20 protein-coding genes are annotated in these 25,928 nt (G+C 56.8%); 8 read left to right on the forward strand and 12 right to left on the reverse strand.

Going from position 1 to position 25,928, the window contains the following annotated elements; genetic code table 11:
- Window position 1: 1 nt before the first annotated feature.
- Together ACR0J0_RS12740 and ACR0J0_RS12745 are read right to left on the reverse strand one after the other, a co-directional pair.
- Window positions 2-928 (reverse strand): carbohydrate ABC transporter permease, encoded by a 927-nt coding sequence (locus tag ACR0J0_RS12740; RefSeq protein WP_480664488.1) that lies wholly within the window; start codon window positions 926-928, stop codon window positions 2-4.
- A 94-nt stretch (window positions 929-1,022) separates the two neighbouring features.
- Complete coding sequence (locus ACR0J0_RS12745) at window positions 1,023-2,282, reverse strand: ABC transporter substrate-binding protein (protein WP_480664490.1); 1,260 nt, start codon at window positions 2,280-2,282, stop codon at window positions 1,023-1,025.
- A 138-nt stretch (window positions 2,283-2,420) separates the two neighbouring features.
- Here ACR0J0_RS12745 and ACR0J0_RS12750 point away from each other — a divergent pair, with 138 nt between their 5' ends.
- From ACR0J0_RS12750 to ACR0J0_RS12785, 8 genes are all read left to right on the forward strand, one after another.
- Window positions 2,421-3,227, forward strand: coding sequence for an IclR family transcriptional regulator (locus ACR0J0_RS12750; RefSeq protein ID WP_480664492.1), 807 nt, complete (start codon window positions 2,421-2,423; stop codon window positions 3,225-3,227).
- Complete coding sequence (locus ACR0J0_RS12755; RefSeq protein WP_480664494.1) at window positions 3,224-4,282, forward strand: ABC transporter ATP-binding protein; 1,059 nt, start codon at window positions 3,224-3,226, stop codon at window positions 4,280-4,282. Before ACR0J0_RS12750 ends, ACR0J0_RS12755 begins: the two co-directional genes overlap by 4 nt.
- A 147-nt stretch (window positions 4,283-4,429) precedes the next feature.
- Entirely contained in the window at window positions 4,430-5,389 is a 960-nt protein-coding gene (locus ACR0J0_RS12760) for a dihydrodipicolinate synthase family protein (RefSeq protein ID WP_480664496.1), read from the forward strand.
- Window positions 5,380-6,312 (forward strand): 4-hydroxyproline epimerase, encoded by a 933-nt coding sequence (locus ACR0J0_RS12765; RefSeq protein WP_480664498.1) that lies wholly within the window; start codon window positions 5,380-5,382, stop codon window positions 6,310-6,312. The genes ACR0J0_RS12760 and ACR0J0_RS12765 overlap by 10 nt, the downstream gene beginning before the upstream one ends.
- Window positions 6,309-7,547: an NAD(P)/FAD-dependent oxidoreductase gene (locus ACR0J0_RS12770; protein ID WP_480664500.1), complete on the forward strand. Its 1,239-nt coding sequence runs from the start codon at window positions 6,309-6,311 to the stop codon at window positions 7,545-7,547. The genes ACR0J0_RS12765 and ACR0J0_RS12770 overlap by 4 nt, the downstream gene beginning before the upstream one ends.
- Before the next feature lie 9 nt (window positions 7,548-7,556).
- Window positions 7,557-8,582, forward strand: coding sequence for a trans-3-hydroxy-L-proline dehydratase (locus tag ACR0J0_RS12775; protein WP_480664502.1), 1,026 nt, complete (start codon window positions 7,557-7,559; stop codon window positions 8,580-8,582).
- Between the two features lie 125 nt (window positions 8,583-8,707).
- Window positions 8,708-9,838 carry a tetratricopeptide repeat protein gene (locus ACR0J0_RS12780; RefSeq protein ID WP_480664504.1) on the forward strand — a complete coding sequence of 377 codons (1,131 nt, stop codon included), beginning with the start codon at window positions 8,708-8,710 and terminating at the stop codon, window positions 9,836-9,838.
- A gap of 240 nt (window positions 9,839-10,078) precedes the next feature.
- The gene (locus ACR0J0_RS12785) at window positions 10,079-12,292 is read left to right on the forward strand and encodes an NADP-dependent isocitrate dehydrogenase (RefSeq protein WP_480664506.1); all 2,214 of its coding nucleotides are present in this window, start codon (window positions 10,079-10,081) and stop codon (window positions 12,290-12,292) included.
- Between the two features lie 279 nt (window positions 12,293-12,571).
- Here ACR0J0_RS12785 and ACR0J0_RS12790 read toward each other — a convergent pair whose 3' ends face one another.
- From ACR0J0_RS12790 to ACR0J0_RS12835, 10 genes are all read right to left on the reverse strand, one after another.
- Window positions 12,572-13,681 (reverse strand): peptidoglycan-binding protein LysM, encoded by a 1,110-nt coding sequence (locus tag ACR0J0_RS12790; RefSeq protein ID WP_480664508.1) that lies wholly within the window; start codon window positions 13,679-13,681, stop codon window positions 12,572-12,574.
- Window positions 13,682-13,722: 41 nt separating this feature from the next.
- Window positions 13,723-14,985, reverse strand: a complete 1,263-nt coding sequence (locus ACR0J0_RS12795; protein WP_480664510.1) for a type 2 periplasmic-binding domain-containing protein — start codon at window positions 14,983-14,985, stop codon at window positions 13,723-13,725.
- Window positions 14,986-15,007: 22 nt separating this feature from the next.
- A complete protein-coding gene (locus tag ACR0J0_RS12800; RefSeq protein WP_480664511.1) occupies window positions 15,008-15,793 on the reverse strand; it encodes a PP2C family protein-serine/threonine phosphatase in 786 nt (261 codons plus the stop codon).
- 3 nt (window positions 15,794-15,796) lie between these two features.
- Window positions 15,797-16,768, reverse strand: coding sequence for an FHA domain-containing protein (locus ACR0J0_RS12805; RefSeq protein ID WP_480664513.1), 972 nt, complete (start codon window positions 16,766-16,768; stop codon window positions 15,797-15,799).
- A gap of 205 nt (window positions 16,769-16,973) precedes the next feature.
- Window positions 16,974-19,154, reverse strand: a complete 2,181-nt coding sequence (locus ACR0J0_RS12810; RefSeq protein WP_480664515.1) for a serine/threonine protein kinase — start codon at window positions 19,152-19,154, stop codon at window positions 16,974-16,976.
- 338 nt (window positions 19,155-19,492) lie between these two features.
- On the reverse strand, window positions 19,493-20,779 hold the full coding sequence (locus ACR0J0_RS12815; protein WP_480664517.1) for a dynamin family protein: 1,287 nt from the start codon (window positions 20,777-20,779) through the stop codon (window positions 19,493-19,495).
- Window positions 20,776-22,818: a dynamin family protein gene (locus ACR0J0_RS12820; RefSeq protein ID WP_480664518.1), complete on the reverse strand. Its 2,043-nt coding sequence runs from the start codon at window positions 22,816-22,818 to the stop codon at window positions 20,776-20,778. Before ACR0J0_RS12820 ends, ACR0J0_RS12815 begins: the two co-directional genes overlap by 4 nt.
- Window positions 22,819-22,884: 66 nt before the next feature.
- Complete coding sequence (locus tag ACR0J0_RS12825) at window positions 22,885-23,745, reverse strand: hypothetical protein (protein WP_480664520.1); 861 nt, start codon at window positions 23,743-23,745, stop codon at window positions 22,885-22,887.
- A gap of 23 nt (window positions 23,746-23,768) precedes the next feature.
- Window positions 23,769-24,170, reverse strand: coding sequence for a hypothetical protein (locus tag ACR0J0_RS12830; RefSeq protein ID WP_480664522.1), 402 nt, complete (start codon window positions 24,168-24,170; stop codon window positions 23,769-23,771).
- A 33-nt stretch (window positions 24,171-24,203) separates the two neighbouring features.
- Window positions 24,204-25,928, reverse strand: coding sequence for a dynamin family protein (locus tag ACR0J0_RS12835; protein WP_480664524.1), 1,725 nt, complete (start codon window positions 25,926-25,928; stop codon window positions 24,204-24,206).

Consider the following 25,928-nt stretch of genomic DNA (forward strand, 5'->3'; position numbering starts at 1 on the left):
CTCAGTGCCCCTTTTCTTCGCGGTACATCGACCACAGGAAATAAGCGATGAAGCACAGCATGATGAGGAACAGGATCACCGCGATAGCAGCGCCATATCCCATGCGGAAGCCGTATTCGGACAAGGCGACCTCGAACATGTAATAGGCTAGTACGCGGGACGACCCGAACGGACCGCCCTGGGTCATGATCGAGATCAGGTCGAAGGAGCGCAGAGCGCCGATGATCGTCACGACAAAGGCGATGAAAGTCGCGGGGCGCAGTTGCGGAAGGATGATGTGCCAGAGCATCCGAAAGCCCTTTGCCCCGTCCAGGCGACCTGCCTCGATCTGCTCGGGGTCGACGGCGTTCAGGCCGGTCAGATACAGGATCATACAATAGGCCGTTTGTGGCCAAAGACCGGCGAAGATGATGCCGTACGTAACAAACCGTTCGTCGCCTAGAACGTTTAGCGGGCCGAGACCAAATAGGCTGAGGAACTCATTCAACAGACCAAAGGTCGGATCGTAGAACCACGTGAAAACAAGGCCGACGACGACCTGTGAAATAACAAACGGGAAGAAAAACAGCGACTTGTACAGGCGAATGCCCCAGACGGTCTGGTTCAGGAACAACGCGATGAACAAGCCTGCCGGGATTGCCAGAAGATACAGGATCAGCCAGATCAGGTTGTTCTTGAGCGAAGTATAGAACGCATCGCGGTCAACCCACTCCCAATAAAGGTCTTCGTAGTTTCGAAAGCCGACATATTCCGCCGCCCCAAGCCCGTCCCACTCATAGAGCGACAGGTTGAAGGATTGGAACACCGGAATGATCACGTAGACCATGAAGAAAAGCAGGCCCGGTGCCAGAAATAGCCAGGGCGCAATGCGCTGTTGGTTTCTGTGGAACCAGCTTTCCTGTTCGGGGATATCGACGGCAACGGTCATGAGAAATCTCTGGGGTCGAGGGGCAGGCGGGACGCAACCCGCCTGGAAATTGGTTCAAGTGCGGCCCAGCATGGTGCGGGGCCGCAGCTACTCATCAGTTTTCGTAGATGCGCTGACGTGCTCGTTCCAGCTTGGACAGGATGCGGTCGGCATTGTCCGGCTTGACCATGAACTCCTGGAAGCCTTCCATCGATACTTTGGCCATTTCGGCCGGTGCATCGCGGTCCCAGAATTGGGCAACGCCACCGGGGCTGTTCGACGACAGCATGGTGAAGCCTTGCTGCAGGAATTTGTCGTCGTCCACAGAAGATTGAGCGTTGACCGGCAGCTGGCCCAGGTTCGACCCATTGTTGATCTCGGTCTGTTCGTCGGGAGAGACAACAAACCGCAGGAATTCACGTGCTGCTTCTTTGTTCGACGCATTGGCAGGGATGTGGAACGTGTCGGTCGGGGCGTCTTCGGCCAGTTCAACATCTGGGTTGATCGCGACGAACTGGTAGAAGTCCAGTTGATCATCGGTCAGGCCAGCCTCGCGCAACGGTGCCACGGCAAAGTTGCCCATCAGATAAGCGGCGGCTTCTCCGTTGACCATGAAGGGCAGAGCCTCTTGCCAGCTATAGGTCTGGTGGTTGTCGATGAATGCGCCCATGTCGATCAACTGCTTCCAGTTGGCGAAGGTTTGCTTGACACGGTCATCCTCCCAGCTGACTTCGCCATTGGCCAGTTGTTGATGAAAATCAAAGCCATTTGTTCGCATGTTCAAGTAGTCAAACCAACCACCAGCGGTCCAAAGAAACTTGGTGCCGATGGTATAGCAGGCCCGGCCTGAGTCGACGATCTTCTGGCAGTTTGCCAGCTCTTCTTCCCATGTGGTCGGCTCACTCAGACCCAGTTCGTCAAAGATGTCTTTGCGATAATAGACACCCCACTGGTAGTAGGTGTAGGGCACGCCCCACTGCTTGCCGTCGATGGTCATCGCGCCTTTGGTCGACGCGAGGTTGTCGGCAATCGCCGGCTCGGCCCACAGGTCGGACACATCTTCGAACAGACCGGCATCAACGTATGGTTTCATCCGATTGGCGGCATACCACGTCGCAACGTCGGGCGTATCTGCAGTCAGGAAGTTCCGGATCTGGGTTTTGTACGCTTCACGGTCGATCACCGTGGTTTCGATTTCCAGACCAGGATGTTGTTCCGCAAAACGCTCGATCATCGCTTCCATCGTCGCACGCGGCGCGGGGTTCGATGTGTCGAGGAAGATTCTCAGTTCGCCGGTGAGTTCGGCAGCGACAGGTGCAGCGAGTGCGACACTGGCTGCCAGAGCCGCGGCAGTGCGCGTGAACATGGAATGCATGGTTTCCTCCCTTAGCTTCCATTTAGTTCCAAATAATGAAACTGTGTTTTATATATTGAAAACTACACATCGACTCGGTTAGTCTTGTCAAGACCCTTGCGCCGACGGCCTTGGGAAACGGGAGGAGAATGAACATCCGTGGCTGGTGACGGTACAATAGGAAAAGCATGTGATGTGCTGGATCAGGTCGCGGCTTTTGCCCGCCCGGTTCGATTTGCTGAATTGCTGGACAGCAGCGATTTCCCCAAGGCGACTCTTTATCGGTTTCTGCAAACCCTGACCAATCAGGGCATGTTGTCTTACGATCCCGAGCGGCAGACTTATGCGCCCGGAATGCGCTTGGTGAGGTTGGCCCACGCCGCGTGGACGCAAAGCTCTTTGGCGCCAATAGCACGGCCGTTTCTGGACGCTCTCAGCCGCGAGACGGGGGAAACCGTCCATTTGGCGCAGCTGGATGCCGGTCAGGTGTTGTATGTGGACAAACGCAACGCGGCCCAGCCGATTGAAATGTTTTCGCAGGCCGGTAAGGTCGGTCCGGCCTATTGCACCGGTGTTGGTAAAGCCATGATGGCGTTTCTGGATGAAGATGCGCAAAACAGGGCGCTTTCTCAGCAGAGTTACCACCAGTTTACGGAAAAAACGCTGACCTCAGAAAACGCGCTGCGCGCCGATCTGGAATTGATCCGAGACCGAGGCTACGCCGTCGACGATGAAGAACATGAGCCCGGCATCATTTGCATAGCCTGTCCGATCCTGACGTCGACCGGCCGCATGCTGGGCGCAATCTCGGTCACCGGGTCCACGGAACGAATGGATTTCGATCAACTGGAAACCTGGGTGCCGCGCGTCCGCCGCGTCGCCGAGCAGATTGGATCAGAAGCACAAGCCTGGCGGTTTCCCGAAACCCGCCCGAATGTAAAAAACGACAGGATGCAAGCAACATGACGGGTGTAACTCTGAATCAAGCGGTTAAACGCTACGGCCAGACTCAAGTCATTCACGGTATCGATCTTCAGATCGAGGATGGCGAGTTTTGCGTGTTTGTTGGTCCCTCGGGGTGCGGTAAGTCCACTCTCTTGCGGATGATTGCGGGCCTTGAAGAAACGTCGGAGGGCCAAATTCACATTGGTCCACGCGATGTGACGCATGTAGACCCAGCCAAACGCGGTGTTGCGATGGTTTTTCAGACCTATGCCCTCTATCCGCACATGACCGTAGCCGAAAACATGGGGTTTGGCCTGCGCATGAATGGCGTGGCCAAGTCTGATATAGACCAAAAGGTTCAGGAAGCGTCGAGTATCCTGAAGCTTGACCAGTACCTCAAGCGCAAGCCCAAGGCATTGTCTGGCGGTCAGCGACAGCGGGTTGCTATCGGTCGCGCAATTGTTCGTGGCCCTGAGGTGTTTTTGTTTGACGAACCCCTGTCCAACCTCGACGCGGAGCTACGCGTTGAAATGCGGGTCGAGATTGCACGGCTACACAATGAAATCGGTGCGACCATGATCTATGTGACCCATGATCAGGTCGAGGCAATGACCATGGCCGATAAAATTGTGGTGTTGCGCGACGGCAGGATTGAGCAAGTTGGTGCGCCGATGGACTTGTATCGCGATCCCGACAACCGATTTGTGGCCGGTTTCATAGGGTCTCCGGCGATGAACTTTCTAGATTGCGACTTTGTGGACGGAAAGGTTTCGCACCCGGCGCTTAGTGAGCCGTTGACAATCCCAGTCAATGTGCCTGCGGGATTGGACAAAGTAACCCTGGGCATCCGTCCGGAACATATCGAAGTTGATCGTTCGGGCGACACTTGCTCAGTCGATCTGACCGAGGCACTTGGCGGTGTAAGCTATTCATACCTGCTGACGCCGAACGGAGATAAACTGATTGTCGAGGAGCGGGACGACCAGCGCAGCAGGCAGGGTGACAAGATCGGCATCGTCGTTCGTCCTGAACGGGCTATGTTGTTTGATCCGGACACGGGCTACAGGCTCCGCTGACGTCTTCGCGAACTTTTTTTGGGCGCGTCTGGTCATCGATCAGGCGCGTTTTCCTTTTTTCTGGATTTTGTATCCAATATCCGTTATGGCGATTCCGAAGGGCTTGCCAAGCCGCCCCAAACGCCGATTGTTTTAAGGAAGCACCCCATGTCGACCAACGTTTTCACCGGCACGATGCCGGCGCTGATGACACCATGCAAACCTGACCGCACCCCTGACTTTGACGCATTGGTGCGCAAGGGAAAGCAGATGATTGAAGCGGGCATGTCGGCGGTGGTCTATTGCGGATCAATGGGGGATTGGCCCCTGTTGACCGATGCGCAGCGGATGGAAGGGGTCGAACGCTTGATCGATGCTGGATTGCCCGTCGTGGTCGGTACTGGCGCTATCAACACCAAGTCCGCTGTCGCCCATGCAGCCCATGCGCAAAAGGTGGGCGCAGTTGGCTTGATGGTCATTCCACGGGTTTTGTCGCGGGGTAGCTCTCCGACCGCGCAAAGGAACCACTTCAAGGCAATCTTGTCTGCCGCGCCGGAAGTTCCGGCAATCATCTACAACAGTCCATATTATGGCTTTGCCACCCGCGCGGACCTGTTCTTTGCCCTGCGCGTCGAACATCCGAACCTGATTGGCTTCAAGGAGTTCGGCGGCAAGGACGACCTGCGCTACGCCGCCGAGAACATCACCAGCCAGGACGATCAGGTCACTCTGATGGTGGGTGTGGACACCGAGGTCTACCACGGCTTTGTCAATTGCGGTGCGACTGGGTCGATCACCGGGATCGGTACAGCCCTGCCGCGCGAGGCTTTGTTGCTGGCGTCCTTGTCAAAAAAGGCGGCAGATGGAAACGCCGAAGCCCGGCAGCGGGCGCAAGAGCTGACCGAGGCGATTCAAGTGCTGTCCAGTTTTGACGAAGGGCCGGATCTGGTGCTGTACTACAAGCACCTGCTGGTGCTGAACGGTGAGCCGGAATATCGCCTGCATTTCAACGAAACCGATGAATTGACCGATGCGCAACGTAACTATTGCGAACAGCAATACGACCTGTTCCGCACCTGGTTTGCAGAATGGTCCAAGCAGGGTGGGGTGATCACTGAATGCGAGTGATCGACAGCCACACCGGGGGTGAGCCGACGCGTGTCATTCTGGACGGCGCCCCCGATCTAGGCTCCGGATCGTTGGCGGAGCGCGCCCGGCGATTGGCGACCCAGCATGAGGCGTTCTATCGATCTGTAATGTTGGAGCCGCGGGGTCAGCCCGCTATGGTTGGCGCCTTACTGGTCGAACCTGTTGATCCGACGTGTGTCACAGGCGTGATCTACTTCGACGTGGACGCCGTTCTGGGAATGTGCGGGCACGGGACCATTGGCCTGGCCGTAACGCTGGCGCATATGGACCGAATTGGCATCGGCAGTCATCGGATCGAAACCCCAGCCGGCGTGGTGACGGTTGAACTCCTTGATCGCAACACCGTCACCGTGACAAACATCGAAAGCCGCAGAGTTCGCCAAGGCATTGAGCTTGACGTCCCTGGTCACGGCAAAGTGACAGGAGATGTGGCTTACGGAGGAAACTGGTTCTTTATCGTCGATCCCAGCCCGATACCGGTGAATCCCGGCAATATCCCGAAGCTGACCGATATGACGGTCGCCATTCGCAAGGCGTCAATTGCGCAGGAGGTTGGCGGCGAAGAAGGCGAGCCGATTGACCACGTCATCTTTCAGGATGCGTCGCCGGACCCGTCTGTCCACAGTCGCAACTTCGTTCTTTGCCCTGACGACACTTACGACCGTTCGCCGTGTGGCACTGGGAGCTCGGCCCGGCTGGCCTGTCTGGCCGCAGATGGGCGCCTGGCACCCGGACAGGAGATCGTACAGGAAAGCGTTATCGGCAGCACATATCGATTGTCTTACCAGCCGGGTCGGGAAGGGGGCGTGATCCCGTCAATCACCGGGCAGGCGTTTGTCATGGCAGATTCGAAACTGCTGTTCGACGAAAATGATCCTTTCAGGGCAGGGATCGAGACATGACCCCACAGGTTGTTGTCATCGGTGCCGGTGTTATTGGCATTACGACAGCGCTCGAGCTTCAACGACGCGGGCACTCTGTTCTTGTAGTGGATAGGAAAGGTGTCGCCGCAGAAACCTCGGCGGGCAATGCGGGGGCTTTTGCGTTCTCTGAAGTGGAGCCGCTGGCGACACCTGGTATAATGCGCAAGGCCCCGATGTGGCTGCTGGACCCGTTGGGCCCTCTGTCTATTCCCCCAGCATACGCATTGCAAATCGCACCCTGGATGTACCGTTTTTGGCGCGCTAGCCGATCAGGTCGCTACAAGGACGCGCTGAGCGCACAAGCGGGCCTGATGGAACTGTCCCGCCAAGCGTTGGAACGGCTGGTTCCATTCGTGAAAGCAGAACCGTTGCTGCAACGCGATGGGCAGATGCAGCTGTATGAAAGCGATGCAGAATTTCGTGCTAGCCTGCCGACTTGGGACCTGCGGCGCGAACATGGGGTCGAATTTGAGCTACTCAAAAGCCCTGCTGCAATAGCAGAAAAGCAACCCGGTCTCAGCGCGCGCTTTACCCATGCAGGTTTTACTCCGAACTGGCTGAATACTACTGACCCCAAGAAATGGGTGGATCATCTGGCGCAGGTCTTCTGCCACCGAGGTGGCCAGATTGAACGGCGGGACGTTCGTGCGCTGGCACCGTTGGAGAATGGTGTGCGGATCACATTTTCGAACGGTTCTCTGGAGGTTTCCAAAGCGGTGATTGCGGCAGGCGCATGGTCTCATCACATCGCTCGTACTTTGGGTGATAGCATCCCTCTGGAAACAGAGCGTGGATACAACACGACGTTGCCCGAAGGTGCATTTGACCTGCGAACGCACCTGACCTTTTCGCGCCACGGCTTTGTGGCTAGCAGGATCAATGGCGGTGTACGTGTCGGCGGGGCAGTGGAACTGGGCGGGCTGACCCTGCCACCCAATTTCAAGCGTGCCGACACTCTGCTGAAAAAGGCCACGGAATTCATGCCGGGCCTGAAAACTGAAGGTGGCACGCAGTGGATGGGGTTCCGCCCTTCAATGCCTGACAGCCTTCCGGTAATCGGCGCTTCACCCAATGCGCTCAGCGTTATTTACGCGTTTGGCCACGGGCATCTGGGCTTGACCCAATCTGCTGGAACCGCCGAACTTGTCGGAGCGATGATCGATGCGGTCGAGACTCCGATTTCCCTAGTGCCTTACTCGGCCACGCGGTTTTAATGAGGGCATATGCGCAGCACCAAAACCATCCACGTTGTTTCTGCCCACGCGGAAGGCGAGGTCGGCGACGTCATCGTAGGGGGTGTATCACCACCGCCGGGTAAAACCCTGTGGGAGCAACGCTCTTTCATTGCGCAAGACCAGACCCTACGAAATTTCGTGCTGAACGAGCCCCGCGGTGGCGTATTTCGTCATGTCAATCTGCTGGTTCCGCCCATTCATCCAGAGGCGGATGCCGCCTTTATCATTATGGAGCCTGAAGACACGCCGCCCATGTCCGGCTCGAATTCGATCTGTGTCGCAACGGTTTTGCTGGATGGCGGGATCATCCCGATGCACGAACCCGAGACGACTCTGACGCTCGAAGCGCCCGGAGGGCTGGTCCGCGTGCGAGCCGAATGCCGGGACGGCAAGGCAGAACGAGTATTCGTTCAGAACCTGCCGAGCTTTGTCGACAAACTCTCGGTCCCTTTGGAAGTTCCTGGCATTGGCACCTTGACTGTTGACACAGCCTATGGCGGTGACAGTTTTGTCGTGATCGACGCCAAATCCCTTGGGTTTGAGATAACTGAGGATGAGGCCCACGACATCGCGCGACTGGGCGTCGCGATCACCAATTCGGCCAATGAACAATTGGGGTTCACGCATCCAGACAATCCGGACTGGAACCACATTTCTTTTTGCGCCTTCTGCGGACCGCTCGGGCAAACCGCAACGGGGCTGCGCGGCAAATCCGCCGTTGCGATCCAACCCGGCAAGGTCGACCGTTCACCCACCGGAACAGCCGTCTCCGCGCGCATGGCTTTAATGGCGGCGAAAGGGCAGATGAGGGTTGACCAGACGTTCGAGGCAATATCGATCATTGGTTCGCGCTTTACCGGCAGGATTGTTCAGGAAACTCAGGTCGGCGGGCGCGCGGCCATTATCCCCGAGATTAGCGGCCGTGGTTGGATCACTGGCACGCATCAGCACATGCTGGACCCGGACGATCCCTGGCCGGGCGGATATCGCCTGAGCGATACCTGGGGAGTCTGATCAATCATCGCGATTGCTCCTGTGACTTTTTCGTATCACTTACAGATAGTTGGCTGCGCGCCTCTCTTGAGAATCTGTGTCTACCTACCACCTTAAGGTGAGTGGTATTCACCTGCGGAGCCCATATGCACATACGCCTTGCAGCATTAATTGTTGTGTTTGCCACCTTGCTGCTGTCGTTAAACTCCACCCCTTCCTACTCTCAGTTGTCCGCTTCATGTTTGGGGAACAAGGGCGGCTTGACCAAGGTGGTTGCGGCCTGCACGACGCTGATGAATGCGGAGGGACTAACCCCCGTGCAGCAAAACGCTCTCCTAAGGGCGCGTGGCTGGGCCTACTACTGCGGCAAAAGGTATGACAAAGCGATCGTGGACTATAACAGCGCTTTGAAATCGCTGCCGGGTGACTCAGTTTCGCTGCTTAGGCGGGCTTTCGTGCATGACGTTTTGGGCAATGTCGACGCTGCGGACTCGGATTATTCCGAAGTGCTGCAATCCGACCCCGACAGAATCTCAGGGCTTTTCTACAAGTCGAAATTTGACGAATGGCAGGGAAAGCATGCCGATGCCATGAAAGGATATGAGCGGGTTCTTGAAATCGATCCTGATTACAAGAACGTGGGCCAGTATTTGCACCGAATGCATCATGAACTCTATGGGATCGATGGTGCAAAAGAGTTTCTGAAAGAGGCGAAACGGCGATGGCCAAATCAAGTCTGGGTTTATGATACCCAGGTTCAATTCGATCTGATGTTTAGCCGCGATCATGAAAGTGCGATGAACGCCCTGACACAACTGGCACAACTCAAACCCGGAATAGAGTACGAAGCATTGCTGCCGGCGATTGTTCACCTGAAAATTGGAATAGAGGAAGAGGGGATCAAATACGTCAAGGATTATGCGGAACGACATCTGGAATACGACTTGGCCAATAGAAATCTGATCGGAAGATGGTACCAAAAGGCTCATAGCATGCTGGTTATTGGGCAAGACCGACAATGGATGTATCGGTATTTGCTTTTAGCAATGCTTGAACGGCCGGACCTGGCCAAGAAAGAGATCGCTGCTTTTCTCAAAAATTCAGGAAAAAACGGTCGACGCGCAATTCTTCGTATCATCCGCGGCGCGGGGATAGAGGTGTCGCAAGAAGCATGGGCGGGCTCTGTCCAGCAATTGAACAAAGCGATAGACGAGTATCTCGATCATCTCGGACGGACCAGCGGCTTTAGGAAATATGGGCCTCCGGAAAGAGGCTAATGCCGCGCCAATAGCGGTTGTTAGTACGCAATGAACGCTCAAATTCTGCGATTTCAGCAACCCCGTGTCAATTTGCGCGGCCTCTAGACGATTGATCCCGGGCCAAACGTCATTTATGGGAGGCCCTGTCAAAACAGAGTCACCGTTGGGCGGTAGGTTAAACGCGCCCATCCCTCGCCACGCATTTGTGGCACACTCTTGGATCGCACGCCCCGAAAGGCTTAAAAAAGGTAAAAGAATATGGCAGATAAATCGAACTTCGACATATTGTATACCATTGTAGACGAAGCGCCCGAGCTGGCCAGCGCCTCGTTCCTGCCCATCATTCGCAAGTTCGCTTCGGCGGCGGGCGTCAGCGTTGGTACCAAAGACATTTCCCTTGCGGGCCGTATTCTGGCGACCTTCCCGGAAAACCTGACCGACGCACAGCGTATCACCGATGATCTGGCCGCTTTGGGCGAGCTGGTAAAAACCCCCGATGCTAATGTGATCAAGCTGCCGAACATTTCGGCCTCGGTCCCGCAGCTGGTGGCGGCAATCGAAGAGCTGCAGTCGCAGGGTTACGATATCCCGAACTATCCTGAAGAGCCCTCGACAGATGACGAGAAAGCAATCCGCGCGCGTTACGACGCCATCAAGGGTTCGGCCGTGAACCCGGTTCTGCGTGAAGGTAACAGCGACCGTCGTGCCGCCCGGGCCGTGAAAAACTACGCGCAGAAAAACCCGCATTCGATGGGCGAATGGATGTCGGACAGCAAAACAAAAGTGTCCTCCATGTCCGGCAATGATTTCTATGCCAATGAAAAATCCGCCACCATCACCGCTGCGCAAGCCGGCGATGCCAAGATCGAATTTGTTGGCAAGGACGGGAGCGTGACTGTTCTGAAAGATGCCTGGCCTCTGGCGGAAGGCACTGTTGCCGATGCGACCTTCATGTCGGTCAACGCACTGTCTTCATTTCTGGCGGACGCGATTGAGGACACCAAAAAAGACGGCACCATGTTCTCGCTGCATATGAAGGCGACGATGATGAAGGTCTCCGACCCGATCATTTTCGGCTATGCGGTAAAGGTCTGGCTGGCGCCGGTGTTCGAGAAGTTCGGTGCAGAGCTGGACGCTTTGGGTGTGAACCCGAACTCGGGCCTTGGTGATCTGTTGGATCGCGTGAAAGACAATGCCGACATCATGGCGGCAATTGATGCGATCAAGGCAGACCGTCCTTCAATGTACATGGTGGACTCGGACAAGGGTATCACCAACCTGCACGTGCCTTCGGACGTGATCATCGACGCCTCGATGCCCGCTGTGATCCGGGCGGGCGGCAAGGGCTGGGATGAGACCGGCGCCAAGGGCGACACCAACTGCGTGATCCCAGATCGTTGCTATGCGCCCGTCTATGACGAGACCATCAACTTCTTCAAGGCCAACGGCGCACTGAACCCGGCCACTGCCGGTGCCGTGGCAAACGTGGGCCTGATGGCGCAAAAGGCCGAGGAATACGGCTCGCACCCGACGACCTTCGAAGCACCCGCCGACGGCACCATCCGTATCGTTCTGACCAATGGTGACGTGCTGCACTCGCATGACGTCGAAAAAGGCGACATCTGGCGTGCCTGCACCGTCAAGAAAGCGCCGATCGAAAACTGGATTCAACTGGCGATGGATCGTCAGCGCCTGACCGGTTCCGAGGCGATCTTCTGGCTGGATGCGAACCGCGCCCATGATGCAGAGCTGATCAAGTACGTCAAACCAGCGCTTGAGGCCACGGGCGTAGCTGACAAGTTCCTGATCATGGCCCCGCGTGAGGCAACCCGTCAGTCGCTGGAGACCATCACAGCGGGCAAGGACAGCATTGCCATTACCGGTAACGTGCTGCGCGATTATCTGACCGACCTGTTCCCGATTTTGGAACTGGGCACCTCGGCCAAAATGCTGTCGATCGTCAAACTGATGAATGGCGGTGGACTGTTCGAGACGGGCGCGGGCGGTTCGGCACCGAAACACGTGCAGCAGCTGGTCGAAGAAAACCACCTGCGCTGGGACTCGATGGGTGAGTTCTGCGCTTTGGGTGAATCGCTGAACTTCCTGGCCGACAGCAAAGGTAACGCCAAAGCAGGTGTTCTGGGTGCCGCAGCCGAAGCTGCTACGCAAGGCATTCTGGACAACAACAAGTCGCCCAGCCGCAAAGTCGGTCAGCCCGATAACCGCGACAGCCACTACTGGTTTGCACGTTACTGGGCCCAAGCTTTGGCCGCGCAGTCGGATGACCCAGAACTGGCAGCCGAGTTTGCTCCGGTCGCCAAGGAACTGGCAGACAAAGAAGGTCAGATTCTGTCCGAACTGGAGTCTGCACAGGGTGCGGCAGCGGACCTGGGTGGGTACTATCACACCGATCCGGCAAAAACTGCGGCGGTCATGCGTCCCAGCGCAACACTGAACGCGATCATCGACTGATAGACAGTACCCAGGCCCTGCGGCGTGGGTGTTTTTGTTATTTGAGACAGTTGCACGAAAAAGGGCCGACCCCCAAAGTCGGCCCTTTTTGAGTGAGTGGTAAGGCCAGAGCCTCACCGGTACAGTTGAATCCATGTTAACCCGTCGACAATTTTTCGGTATTAGGGGTTTCCCGTAGTCATTCGGGTTCCACCAAAGAACAAAACGCTGATCCTCTGGATTTGAACGAAAAAGGGCTGGTCAGTAGACCAGCCCTCGGACACTCGGAATTCCGAATGATCAGTTTGAAGCTGCCATCAGCTTTTCGTTGTGTTCGCGCAGCGTGTCCGAAACGATTGCGTACCATTCGCCGGATTCACGCATCTCGTTCAGGCCTTTGTTCAGCATCGCCAGGTACTGCTTGCCGAACGGGTTGCTGCGGTGGCTGATGAAGCGCAGCGAGGACAGCGAGGTCACGAAGGGGTTTTCAACCAGATCGTTCTGGTTCAGGCCCATTTCCACCATGGTGTCCGAGAACAGCTGAACTTCGAAGGTCGCAACATCTGCGGTGCCGGTCAGAACGGCGTCAAGGCATTCGCGCGCGGTGATCGGCTGCATCAGCGTCATGGTTTCGCCGTTGTGCAGACCTTCCTGCTCCATATCGTGGATGAACCAGCCGTCCATACGGCAGACCGTGGCGCCTTGAAGCTGATCAAAGGTCGTAGCGCTTGCATACTGACTTTCCGGGAGCGTGTAGAAGCCAACCACGATGTCATAAACCGGAACGGACGAGTCGAACTGAGTGCAGCGCACTTCGGTTTCCCAGGACCATTCGTAGGTACGGTTGGTGCAGTCCGGCATGTTCCAGGCCATCGACACGTCGAACGCGCCGAGCGGCAGCAAGGTTTCCAGATGCGAGTTCCAGTCGTCGACGAAGCTGACCGAATAGTCGCGCGCGTTGCCGCCACGCTGCAGCGCGGTGGTTCCAAGACGGGTGATCGCGCCGCCGCCGTTCAGCGATTCATCGGCGAATGGGGCCCAGCCGTTACCTGTAACCAGCTTGATCGGCGGCTGATAGACGCTCGAACGCTTGACGCTGGCTGCACGGGCTTCTTCCGCCGCGATGATTTCCTGGGCAGTCTGACCGTTGGGCAGGCTACCGTCGGCACAGGGCAGGGCCAGAACCAGACCCGGCTCAAGTGCGTTCGGGTTGGTGATGATGTTGCGGTTTGCGTTAAAGATCGGCTGATAGTTTGAGGTGCCGTACGCTGCAATGGCGATGGTGGCCATCGTGTCGCCGTCTGCGACCGTGTAGTTTGTACAGGCTTCCTGTGCTGCGGCTGCGCCGGCGCTCAGGGCAGTGACGGCGGTGGCCGACATCACAACTTTCTTCAGATTTAATTCAAACATGTCCACTTCCTCCAGACTTTTTAGTCAGGCCAATTGGGGCCTTAGCCATTTTCCATTTGATGACGCAGAGCGGTTGAAACGATGTCTCGCCACTCTCCGGATTGCTGCATGATCGCCAGACCCTGATTGAGCGTCTCAAGGATCGCTTCCCCATCCGGATTATCTTTGTGGGTCATGACGTTAAGCGACTTGATTGCCGCCAGATTGGGGTTCTCGATGATACGGTGCTCATAGCCCAGCCGTCCGATCGCTTCGACAGCCAGGTGCGCTTCGATTGCTACGATATCGGTTGTGCCGTCCATAAGTGCATGAAAGCACTCATCCGGGGAAACCGGGCGCATAAGCGTGATGGCCGGTTCGTACAGCCCAACGGCATCCATATGTGACAGTGACCAGCCTTCGGGACGGCAAATGGTTGTGCCCGCAAAATCCGCATATGTCAGCGTTTGCTCATAGCCCGAACCTTCGCGGGCAAAGAACGTGTCCACAACTTCGTAGAACGGGTTCGAGAAGTTGTATGTTTCGCACCGCGCACGGTCCTTTTCCGACAGAGCCTCGGCCTCTTCGCAGTTCGGACGCGACCACGGGAAGGTTGCATCGAACGCCAGAGTCGGCATCAGCAGATCCAGATGTGACGACCAGTCGTTGACGAACTGGATCTTATAGGACTGCTCGGGCGCGGCGCGCAGCATCGCGGTTTCGACCAGATAGGTGTAGAGACCTCGATTTGGCAGCGCTTCGTCCGTGAAGGGCGCGTAGTTGCCACCTGTGATCAGCAGTAGTTGGCGGTCACGGATCTCCGGGCGTTCTCCGCCATCCGCGTTGCGGATCAGCGCAGCGGCCTCGGCCCGGGCCGCTTCGATTTCTTCCTTAGCTGCGGCTTTTGCTTCAACAACCGCGTCTTCGCTGGCTTTTTTGGCCTCAGCTTCCGCTTCGGCAACCCGGGCTTCTGCTTCGGCAATGGCTTTGGCGGCGCGATCTTCGGCAGCCTTAACCAGCTCTGCGGCCATCTCGGCGGCCATAGCCTCGGCTTCGGTTTGCGGAGCGGCCGGAGCACGCCCGATGTCTTCCAGACAAGGCATCGTCAGAACATCACCGACCCGAATGATGTTCGGATTATTACCGATCACATCCCGGTTCGCGTCATAGATGATGCGAAAATCTTCGGTCGAATACACTTCGATAGTTAGCTCACGAAGGCTATCGCCGCGTTGAATTTCATACGTTGAGCACGCCTGTTGCGCCGAAGCTGTGCCCGCTGCGGCAGCAAGTGCCAGGCTGGATATGATCAGATGGGGTCTCATGGGTCCTGTTGCTTTGCCTTGTTTAGTTTTTTGTGAGTTTCACGACGCCGATCGAAGCGTTGTCCTGATCCGGATCGCCTTTGGTCTTCAGCGCTTTCTGCAGCGTTCCGGCGATGTCTTGCGCAAGTCCGTTTGCGTTGGCCTGAAGAATGGACTGAATTTCCGCGTTGCTGAGGTATTGCAGGCCATCGCTGCCCAAAACCAAAATATCCGAGGGCGTAAGATCGAGCGGGTCTTCGGGGCAATCGACCTTTGGGATTGCCGCCCCCATGATGACTGATGTCAGCTGATTGCGGTCGGGATGCGCAAGGGCCTCGGCCTCGGTCAGGGTGCCCTCGGCCCGCTGAGCATCGATCACCGGCGCCATTGAGTGGTCTTCGTTGATCTGAGACAACGTGCCGTCCCGGAACAGGTAAAGCGGACTGTCACCGATCGAGATCCAGAACAGCCGCCGCCCCAGCAAAAGGACGCCCAACAGGGTCGACCCCATGTTGAATCCGGCACCTTGCTCTTCGCAATGGTTGGCGATTGCCGCATTGGCCTGCATTGCGGCCAGGGGTAGGGCGTCGATCAGGGCGGATTCAGACGGTGTGCCAGCTTCAAGCTCCGCATCCAGCGAGTCACGCCAGGCCTGGATCACCAGTTCCGAGGCCACTTCACCTGCTGCGTGCCCGCCCATGCCGTCGGCGACGACGACATATCCAGCGTTCGCTGCGTCAAACATACGTGATGCAACCGCGTCTTCCTGCGTTTCGCGCTGGCCCTTGTCCAGGATCAGCGCAATATCATATGCCGGTGTCGCCAGCATCTATCAGGAATCCCGCCAGTCAAAGCCGTCATCACAGAAGGCGGCAAAACGGATCGAGGTTTCGCTGATCCGGATCAGGTCGCCGCTCGACAGGGCGACGGTGCTGAGAACCGGTTTACCATTCAGGCGCACCAGGTTGGCTTTGCCGCCGTGGCCCAGATAGCATTTGCGATCTTCCGGGTCATAGGCAATAACCGCGTGGTTGCTGCGGGAAATGCCAGTGTCGCCAAAGTCCAGCTGAATAGCCTGATCGTCATTGCGGCCAATCTGCATCAAACCTTCGGTGAGTGTGACGCTGGCACCGCGACCCGGACCGCCGGTTACAACCAGCCACCCGACCGGGAAGGATTGTTCGGCATTTTCGGTTTTCGCTACTGGTTCCGCTGTTTCAATCAGGTCCTGAACATGGGTGTCGGCGCGTTCGAAACCCAGGAATGTCGTCTTGACGCGGCCACGGCGATCCTCAGCCAGAGCGGGCTGCGGTTCCTGCGGCGCTTCGGTCACTGGTTCTTGGACGGAAGGCTCGTTTGCCACCACATTGACAACCTGTTCGGGCTCGGAAACCTCCACCTCAACGATGGTTTCCTCGACTGCTTCTTCAGGGGCGGCTTCGGCACTTTCCGCGGCTGCGGTGTGCAGCGTCACGACAGGCTCGGCTTCAGGTGTCTCGTCGGAAACGTCCTGCACCTCTGCAATGACTTCCGCCACAACGACGTCATCTTCCGCTTGAGCTACTTCGGCGTCTTCACCCTCGGAAAAATCGGGCATCTTTTCTTCGGGAACCAACTCTTCGGCTTCTTCGTAGCTGTCGGAAGACGACATGTTGCCACCAGCCAACGCTTCGCGCAGCGCGTTAAAGTCAGCAATCGGTTCGGCTTTTTCCGTCTCGGTCGCTGAAGTTTCTTCGGCTTCGGTCTCTTTGGGTTTGCCGGCACCTTCGAGAAGCCGGCTAAGAGGGCTTTTGTATTTAAACATGGTGTCGACACCTTTGATTTTGGCATAGGACAGGCGTCCTATGGAGCTGCTTCTAACCTCTGCGCGCACTTGCACAACGGCACGAATATTTCTGATAACAAACTCACTTTTGACTTCCGCGGCGGGCCGGTTCCCGCCAGGGGCGCCAACTCAGGCGCTGCCCTCAGCAAACACACGCTGGCAGATCACGTACGAACCGGTCAGATCACTCCTGCGCCAACGGCATGTTGGCATTTGTCTCGACCCCAATGCGCAAGACGTTGAACCTTGCCTGAGGTTGATTTTCGGAAACAAGCGCTGCCAGCAAGGCATCCAGGCTTTCCGCGGCATTAACCGTCGTGCCGGAATTCGCCTCAGAGACCAGAACATCGCCCTCCTGCAATGTGCCCTCCGCTTCAGGTGGTACAGAACTTATCACTGTCTTCCAGCCTTCGCCGTCTTTGTTCTGAATGGTAAAGACATAGCCGTTTTCCAGACCAAGAACGCGCATGGCCGGAAGCGCCAACAATCCGTTTTGGGGACGCGTTTCACCCAAAGGCCGATACCGGGCAGAGACGCGGATATAACCATCCTGATCCACCTTCAGATCATTCAGCACCTGAGCGGCAAAACTTGTGTCCGCTTGTACGGGTTTGCCATTCAGAGTGTAGATCGTTGCACCGCGTTGAACCCACTCACCGACAATCGCCGGGTCCATGTCTGCGTCAACTCCGGTGACGGCGATCACGTTCCCGGTCGAAGCACGTCGCCGAGATGTCTGAAACGGAATTTCCACGTCCCAATGCGAGAATGCGACCTGCTGCTCCGCCAGTTCAACTGGTTCCGCTGGAATGGCCGGAGCGGCCTCTGCAGGTGCTGCTTCCGCCACCTCAGCTTCAGCTACTTCCGTAGCTGCGGTTTCTACCTCGTCCGTGGCGACCGGGGTTTCCTGGGCCTGCTCGACAGGCTCTGGCTTGGCTTCCGCTTCCGACGGAGTGGGCTCAGCTTGTACTTGTGCTGGTTCAACCACGGCTTCGGAAACCTGCTCGACTGGTTCCTCTGCGGGTGTATCAACTGCTGCCGTTTCTTCGACGACGCCTGTCTCTGCCGGCGTTTGCACGGACGCGGTCTCTTGTGGAGGAGTTTTTTGCTCTCCGGACATCAGAAAAAACCCGCCCGCCGCCAAGGCCGCGACGACCGCCGCGCCGACCACAATTTTGCCCGCTCCGCTTGATCCGTTTTTGACAACGGTATCCACGGCAACTGCGGCTTCCTCTTTTGGCGTGAACTTGGCCAGTTCGTCGTCTTTTTTGTCCTCATTGCCCAATGCAATGTCGGTGTTTCCTGCCAGAAGAGCGGTGACGACAGCTTCGGCATTCTCGCTCTCGGCCTTAATTCTGGCCTTTTCCGCTTCTTCGTCTTTGTGGTCCATCGCAACAATCACGGAAACGGGCCGGTAATCGAAGCTGTCGAACATCACACTGGGACCGCGGAACATGCGCAACCAGTCCAGAGCGGTCTGCAGACGATCGGTTGCGTGAACTTCCATCGCCTTGTCAATGGCCTCCAGGAACCCTTCAGGGTATCCTTCAAAGCGCCCCGCCAGCGGCGAGTAAGGGTCATCCTGACCGTTGTTGAATGCGTTCAGACGGGTCTGACCATCGATCGGTCGCTCACCGCTGATCGCGTGATACAAAGTCGCCGCAAGAACATAGAGGTCACTGCTTGGCCCTTGTTCTGCGCCGCGAACGTAAAATTCGTGGGGCGAATACCCGTCCTTGATGACGCGCAGGGTCAACAGCGCAGCAGACTGGTTTGCAGCCTGTTCCCGGGCTGCGCCAAAGTCGATCAGAACCGGATCGCCGTTTTCATCGATCAGAATGTTGTCGGGCGAGATATCGCGGTGCAACATGCCACTTTGGTGGATGAACGAGACCGCGGACAGCATTTTCTCGGTCACCTGAATGATAAAATCTGGTCCCGCTTTGTTATCCTGGTTTTCCACGTAATCCAGCAGATCACAGCCGCGGATGTAGTCCATTGCTATGTACGCTGTGTCATTGTCTTCGAAAACCTGATGCACGTTGACGATGTTGGGATGCACCAGGCGCGCATGGTTGCGGGCTTCCTGAATGAACAGATCGATGATCGAACGCAGATCGTCCTTGTAACCCGGCTCAACGGGTTCAACCAAATCGCCATTACGGCGGCAAAGTGCACCCGGATAGCATTCCTTGATCACAACTTCGCGTTCCAGGCTGTCGCGAGCAAGGTAAGTGATCCCAAATCCGCCATTGCTGATAAAACGCAGGATTTCGTACTGCCCGCGCAACAGCTTGGCGCCGGGTTGAAGTCCTTCAATTTTCGGTTCGTCGCGCGTCGCGCCGACGGCCTGGTTGTGGCTCATTTCTTTCCGCCCGTTCTAATCGTTTTGCGGCTTCATACCTTGGGCAAACAGCCCGCGAACTCACAACCAAACACAACCGCAGGACACTGAAGAACGTTAGACGTTTCAAATTTGACTTTATTGGGGCCGCCTCATGGCTTCACTAAGAACCAAGCTTGTGAGAAATCAATATATGGGTTCATAAAACCCGACCACATCTATATATAGGATTTACCTTGGCAAAATCTGCGGACTGAATGCCCGTATTTTGGAGAATGGTCTCTGATTCCGAAACAATCGCCATGCGATTCTTCGGGTCTCGAATCGCTGCGCTGCGGCTCAATTATAGCGAGAAGGGGTCAGGTTCCGGTTTTCGGCTGCACTGAATCCACCCGGCTGCCGGCCCAGGCGAGATTGTCGCTGAGCTGCGCGAGGATGCTGATCGCATCCTTTAGTGGGGCATCACCGCTTTCGAATTGCAGCAACAACAGCAGGTCGGTGGCCTTTTCGAACTCACCGGGAATCCAGTCTGCCTCTGGGGCGATTTCGCCGCCCTGCTCCAAACGTTCGGCGAAATCTTCAACAATTTCCTGACAGCTGTTCAGGAAAGCGGCTGGTTCGATGTTGGACGTCTCGCGGAGATCATCGTAGATGCTTGCAATCGCCGCCAGCCAGTCCTCGAGGATCGGGTTCTCAAGCGGGGGAAGGGCGGATTCCAGCGTCGCGTGGATCGAGGGCGCTTCAGTTTTCGAGGGTTCCGCTTTTCCGATGTCCAGACTTTCCAGATAGGGCAGAAAATCCTGCTCGAGATCCTTCTGTGCGGCTTCCAGGTCTTTCAAACGCCGCGCTGACGCTATTTCCAGAACCTGCTCAGCCAGATTCTGGCCGCCGCAGGTTTCCCAAAGATCAAAATCTGGCTCAGGTTCTTGCGCCATAGCGCGGACAGCGACTGGGGTGCCGATGGGCACGACGGACCGGAACATGTCGCCCTTTTCCTTCTCCAGACGGGCCAAAACGCGATCCAAAGCGTCGCGCACCGGGGGAAGGTCTGTGTGGGTAACAGCAAGCAAACTGTTTGAGCGCAGCTCTTGCGGAACCTGTGCCCACAGGTGGCGCTCGGTCTCGCGCCAGGCGTTGGTTCCGTTCGTGCACCAAATCGCACAATCGACATAGGACAGCAGGTCCAACGTTGGTTTGTAGGTGTCATCAAGCGCACCCGTGCCCGGCAGATCGAACAGAGAAATTTCCTGCAGCGCGGGTGTGTTCAGCCCAACCGAGATGAAATCCGGGTTGTCGGCCGCAGCTTTCTCCAATGCGATTCCGGAATAGACTTTGGGTTCCTTGTCCCACCACCCAACAGTGGTTTCGGGGGCATCGGCATAAGCCACAATGACCAAAGGCAGTTTCAGGTGCTGAGGGCCGGTTGGCAGAATGTCGGCCCCGGCCAGCATGTTGGCAAGGCTGGATTTCCCGGCGCCGAATTCTCCGGCGAAACCGATATTGACCGCATTCGAAAGCCGTTCGGCATGGGCCAGAGCGCGCTCGCGCATCTTGTCCAAGGCCGCATCTGACGGCAGGGTTTCGGTAGCGGTCAGGAAGCGCTCGAGCTTGCGTACTTCCTGTTCGGTTCCGGGAAATTCAATCATTCCGCAGCCTCTGCTAATTTCTTGTCGGCACTATCGGTGCCGAACACTGCATCCAGATCATCTGCAACCCGTTGCGCTTGATCGAATGCCGCCTGCGCTTCTGCGCGTACATTGGTTTGGCCGGTTCCGACCCGTTGTTCAAGATGTCCGGCCAACAATGCCAGGTAATGGTCAAGCACGGTGTTCAGGCGTTCCAGCAGATCAGCCCTGGCCGTATCGACCAGATCGTCGCCAATCATCTCGAATTCCTGTACGATCATCCGTTCGGCCCTAGAGACCACGCTTTTGCGCGAGATCAATCGCGACAGCCAGCTTACGCGCAACTCGACGGTTATGCCCCGGGTCAGTGCGGTGGTATCCGGGCGGAACCAGCGAACCGCGCTGGTGTTCATCCGGTTGTCCGTGGGATCTTGCCAGCCGGGCAGGGCGCGCAAAGCCGCATTGCTGTTCATATCTATAGCATAAAGCTCGCTGAGCATGCGTTGCCGAACAACCTGCGTGGCACCCTGAACCAATTCGCGCATACGATCCCGCAAGGGCGAAAAGTTCAGTTCGGTTTCGCCCCCTTTGGCCAGCAAGGGCGAGTCGCCGTTCGGTCCGCGAACGACGCCTGAAACCGCCTCGGCCACGGTGTCATCCATAACGCCGCGCAAGTTGGCGAGAACGTCATCCATGTCGTCGATGATCTCTGACGTTTTCTGCGAGACCAGCGCGCGCAGTTCAGCCAGCGTCTTGTCGTTATCGTCCCCGTCGGTCACGTCGGCAGTACCGTCATCGTCGATCGCACGCAGATGCGCTTTGGACCGTTCCAGTTCACCTTGGGCAAAACTGTTTAGATGCTGCCATGCCATCTTGAGTTGTTCATCCCGAGGTCCCTGGGTCAACGCATTTGTGACATGGCGGCGCAGATCCGGCAGACCCGAGGCAATCATTGCGGCAAAGCGCAGTACACCTTCGCGGCTGATCGGGCCGGGGCCTTGTTTGATCTCTTCGACACCGTCCAGATACTGCTTCATCTGCTCGGGATGCGCGCGCAGCCAGGCCAGGACGTGATCGTGATTAACACCCGTTTCGTCGCCGGTCAGCGCATAATGGGCCCACTGGGCGCTGCCCATCAGAACATCGATGTCGGAATTGCCAAGAGCTTTCTCCAGACCATCCAACACGTCCGCCCGGACTTTGCCAGCGTCCTCTGCGCCGCCCCCCAACTCATCCACGCGGTTTATGAAAACCACGATCTGACCCAATTCCAACGCCTGCATCAGGCGGAACAATTTGAGGTCGGCCCGCGAAAGCGCCTGGTGCGCAGACAGAACAACCACAAAGAAATCCGATTCCTTGAGGTACTGACGCGAGATTTCCTCGCGGATCAATAGCGGGTCATTAACGCCCGGTGTATCGGTTACGGTCAAAGGGAAGGGGAAGTGGCCGATGTCGAAATAGACCTCGGCCTTCCGGGTAATATCGCTGTACAGACCGCGGTCCGAACCCGGATCGTGTTCCTCTCCATCGGTGGGATCATCACCTGCGCAGACATAGCGGGCCAGATCGTCCGAGGTCAGGTGTTCCAGATCGTGATGCTGGCCCAGCAACTGTTCATAGCTGTCGCCAAGACGCAGTTGGGCGCGGGTCTTCATCGCCTCGACCTGCTCTTCGATCATCTCGCGTTTATAGCTGTCCTCGTCATCCGGAAACATGTTGCGCAGCTCTTCGCCCTCGGCGATCAGCGCCTGCCATTGGCGGTTGTCGAAGAAATGAAACTCGGCCCCTTCGGTGCGGCCTGATGGATGCCCGAAATGCATATCGGTTATCACTGTCGTCCAGGGGTTCACATCCGACGGCAAGTATTCGGCCTGTCCGGTAAAGCCGTTGATAAGGCGTGATTTTCCAGCCTTGATCTGCCCAACAAATGCGATTGATGGCTTCAGATTCGAAAGATCATTTACGATGCGCGAAATGAACTGACGGGTTTCGTCATTACTGACCCCGTTCATGTCTTCGGCAATACGGATTAACTCGCGACGGTTGTTTTCACTCATACTGTTACCCTGGAAACTGATAATCACGGATTGAATTAGTCGAAAAATTGAATGTTAAGGGCGCAATCATTCGGCACGCCCCGTCAGAGATGTCCACACGTTCACGATGGCGCCAAGTTTACGTGCGTCGTGAACAACCATGGAAAGTTGGTCGCCGTCGTTCAATACGGCCAGTCCTGGGCCTTTGCCACCAGAAGGGCGCATCACAATCAACTGCGGGTGACCCAGCTCTGCGGCCGCATCACTATCCCATCCAGCAAGATCGCGGGCGAATTTGCCCAGCAAGCTCTGATCGGCATGCAGCGGCTGATCCTGGGCGCAATCGCCGCCAGACTGAATTGTCGCGCCGTCTTGAGCATTGGCTTGAATGCGACCCAGAGCAAATCGTTCCGCGTCGCCATAGAATCTGCTGGCCAGACCAGCCGGTTCATCTGCTTGTTCATCAGGTGCGTCGGTCTCTGGATCGTTTGGCACCACGGACATAATGGGGTCTGAAGGAAGTTCTATAGACGTGCAGGCATTTGCGATTTCACTGAATGTTATGCCGACGTCATCCGCCTCAAGCATGGTATCCGGTCGCAAAGAAACCAAGTTCAACGGCGCTGGCGCTGCGGCGATATCAGAAACCAGTTGGGCCAGTTGGCCAGCCAGCGCCTCGCGTTGTTCGGTTTCAAAATCCGGCGCAACGCCGAACCGAACGCGAAATACGTCAGTAACCCGAGAGCTGTTGACTTCAATCGCCAGACAATCTCCATTGCTGGCCGTGAATTCCAGCCGGCGCGGTAAGACAGTGCCACGGATGGTTTGCAGCACCTTTTCGCGACGCTCGACAGCACTATCACCCGGAAGAATGACAGCCGGGTCCAGCCGCGCTACCGATGAGCGGCCAATATCCTCGAGCAGGTCGAGTATGTCTGTATCCATCATGCCGTGACCCCCTCTGGTCCCGTCTAAACTGCGGCCGCAACCGGCCCCAGGCTGAGATGTGATTTCGTCAGCGCCAACCCAACGTTTGCGCTATTGCGGCAGATGTAGCAGACCACATGGTCTGGATAAGCCTGCGTCCGCAAGAAAATGTTCAGCCTATCCTTCGAAAACACCGCGATTTCCCCAAATCCCGGGTTTTCTGAAGCCGCGCCCTCTGATTGCCGCAGCAATGCTTCAAACGCACTCACGCCACGGCCCTGAAACAGGTTCGCGACCGCGATCGCCAGCGTGTCCAACGCCTCGGCATCTGCCTGGTCGTTGACGCTGGCCCCAAGCAACATCCCCGTTTCCATATCGACGTACCCGGCCGCAACGCAGTCGGGTATCGTTTCCATGGCGGTTTTCAGTGCGTTTTCGATAGACATCCGGTGCCCCGTCTTTTCCACCTTGGAATCACGTTACAAGACATGCCATTCAGCCCCGCTCTTATTGCCGGTTTTCGGGATCGATGGAACGTCTTCTTTTGCCCGGCGGGCACTATGTTCCGCCGCGATTTTGTCGAACTCCTCAAGGAATGCATTGAAAACCTTTTTCAGCCCTTCAGGGTCTTCAGGAAGGTCTTCGCCCACCGTGATTTCGCGCCACATCGCTGATGCACTAAGCGACGAACCAGCTTCGACATTCAGCAGGTCCTCAAGCGTTTCGGTCTCGGTTTCCTGAACTGCACCATTTGGCATCGGAACGACCTGTGTTTCGATCAGGCCGCTCGTTTCAGGCTCCGGTTCAAACTCATCATCCGAAGCGCCGGATTGCTCGGACAGCAAAGCGGCAATCGACGAAACGGATACATCTGCGCTTTGCGTTTCTACGGCGGGTTCGTTGGCTTCAACCTGTTCAGGCGTGTCCGCCAACTTGTCCCCAAGTGAGGACATAAAATGGTCTTGGCTATCCGGGTCGGCTGCAGGTTGCTCGCCTTCCGCCTCAACCTCAAGGTCGATGGCCTCGTCCTCTTCCAGTTCGTCCTCATCCAGTTCCAGAAACGCGTTTTCGGTGGAAGGCGCATCCGTTATGTCGCTCAGGTTCAGCGGTTGGCTGGGCGTTTCGCGGAAGAAAGACCGAAGTTCATCTTCTTCTGTGTCCACCGACGGTGTGACCTCATCCGGTATCGCCGCCATTTCGGCCCGCATCCGCTCCGCCTCATCAGCGTTGATGCGGGGCGCGCGTTCGGTATCGTCTGCGCGAAGCTCGACACGGGCAGGACGTACCGGAAAGCTGGTGACAACGTCGTCTTTCTCATCCTGGTCCGTCTGACTCAGAACGGGATTTACCAACTTCAGAGGTGTCGTCTGATCCGCGCTTTCGGCACGTTTACTCGGCCGGAACGGCTGTACCCTCGGGGTTTCGGCAAGGCTGTTGTCGATCTGATATCGCGCCAGCATGTCCGCGCGGTTGTCCATGATCTGTTCGGTGATTTCAAGAAAGCTGTCCACCATCTTGCCGCCACCGCTGCGACTCCACAGCTCGGCATCGCCGCTCTTGTCACGTGCCGTGATCGCGTCGCGAGCCGAGAACAAAATCGACCGGTTGAACAGGTGTCCAGCCTCTCGATTCACGCGGCGCAGCACTTTCTGGCGGTCCTTGGAACCCAACGTATCGGCACGGGTAACCAGCAGCAACGAGTTGTGCTGCAACCGTTCCGGCAAAGCCACCCAAGTCGCCCGCTCAGTCTCGCGCCAGGCTTGCGTTGCGTGCGTGCACCACAGCACCCCGTTGGCCTGACCAACGGCGCGGCGCCAGACGTCTGTTGAAATCTTGGGGTCCGAGATACCGGGCGTGTCGATCAGATCAACCGCCTCTAGAATGTCAGATTCGAGGAAAATGCGAACGAATTGCGCGTCGTTGACACCGACGGATTCCAAATTATCCAGCTCGATGTCTTCGCGTGAGCCATCGTGGCGCTGAACGTATGCGGATTGTTTGCCCCAGCTGAACCAGACCGGCGGCAACTGCGTAGCCGTTACCTGAGTCGGCAAGGTATGCGACCGAAGCAAAAAATTCATCAGCGTAGATTTGCCTGCGCTGAATTCTCCCATGAGTGCAAAGACGGGCTTGCGGCGGGACCACTGCTCGATGCGTTCCCATGCCTTGGGCGAGACGAAACGGGTTTGTGAGTCTTTTGCCAT

This window comes from Ruegeria sp. BF12, from assembly GCF_056538705.1.

Excerpts from the sequence above, each read along its gene's own strand:
- ACR0J0_RS12740 (WP_480664488.1), bottom strand. The coding sequence starts at position 928 with ATGACCGTTGCCGTCGATATCCCCGAACAGGAAAGCTGGTTCCACAGA.
- ACR0J0_RS12745 (WP_480664490.1), bottom strand. The coding sequence starts at position 2,282 with ATGCATTCCATGTTCACGCGCACTGCCGCGGCTCTGGCAGCCAGTGTC.
- ACR0J0_RS12755 (WP_480664494.1), top strand. The coding sequence starts at position 3,224 with ATGACGGGTGTAACTCTGAATCAAGCGGTTAAACGCTACGGCCAGACT.
- ACR0J0_RS12760 (WP_480664496.1), top strand. The coding sequence starts at position 4,430 with ATGTCGACCAACGTTTTCACCGGCACGATGCCGGCGCTGATGACACCA.
- ACR0J0_RS12765 (WP_480664498.1), top strand. The coding sequence starts at position 5,380 with ATGCGAGTGATCGACAGCCACACCGGGGGTGAGCCGACGCGTGTCATT.
- ACR0J0_RS12770 (WP_480664500.1), top strand. The coding sequence starts at position 6,309 with ATGACCCCACAGGTTGTTGTCATCGGTGCCGGTGTTATTGGCATTACG.
- ACR0J0_RS12775 (WP_480664502.1), top strand. The coding sequence starts at position 7,557 with ATGCGCAGCACCAAAACCATCCACGTTGTTTCTGCCCACGCGGAAGGC.
- ACR0J0_RS12780 (WP_480664504.1), top strand. The coding sequence starts at position 8,708 with ATGCACATACGCCTTGCAGCATTAATTGTTGTGTTTGCCACCTTGCTG.
- ACR0J0_RS12785 (WP_480664506.1), top strand. The coding sequence starts at position 10,079 with ATGGCAGATAAATCGAACTTCGACATATTGTATACCATTGTAGACGAA.
- ACR0J0_RS12790 (WP_480664508.1), bottom strand. The coding sequence starts at position 13,681 with ATGTTTGAATTAAATCTGAAGAAAGTTGTGATGTCGGCCACCGCCGTC.
- ACR0J0_RS12795 (WP_480664510.1), bottom strand. The coding sequence starts at position 14,985 with ATGAGACCCCATCTGATCATATCCAGCCTGGCACTTGCTGCCGCAGCG.
- ACR0J0_RS12800 (WP_480664511.1), bottom strand. The coding sequence starts at position 15,793 with ATGCTGGCGACACCGGCATATGATATTGCGCTGATCCTGGACAAGGGC.
- ACR0J0_RS12805 (WP_480664513.1), bottom strand. The coding sequence starts at position 16,768 with ATGTTTAAATACAAAAGCCCTCTTAGCCGGCTTCTCGAAGGTGCCGGC.
- ACR0J0_RS12810 (WP_480664515.1), bottom strand. The coding sequence starts at position 19,154 with ATGAGCCACAACCAGGCCGTCGGCGCGACGCGCGACGAACCGAAAATT.
- ACR0J0_RS12815 (WP_480664517.1), bottom strand. The coding sequence starts at position 20,779 with ATGATTGAATTTCCCGGAACCGAACAGGAAGTACGCAAGCTCGAGCGC.
- ACR0J0_RS12820 (WP_480664518.1), bottom strand. The coding sequence starts at position 22,818 with ATGAGTGAAAACAACCGTCGCGAGTTAATCCGTATTGCCGAAGACATG.
- ACR0J0_RS12825 (WP_480664520.1), bottom strand. The coding sequence starts at position 23,745 with ATGATGGATACAGACATACTCGACCTGCTCGAGGATATTGGCCGCTCA.
- ACR0J0_RS12830 (WP_480664522.1), bottom strand. The coding sequence starts at position 24,170 with ATGTCTATCGAAAACGCACTGAAAACCGCCATGGAAACGATACCCGAC.
- ACR0J0_RS12835 (WP_480664524.1), bottom strand. The coding sequence starts at position 25,928 with ATGGCAAAAGACTCACAAACCCGTTTCGTCTCGCCCAAGGCATGGGAA.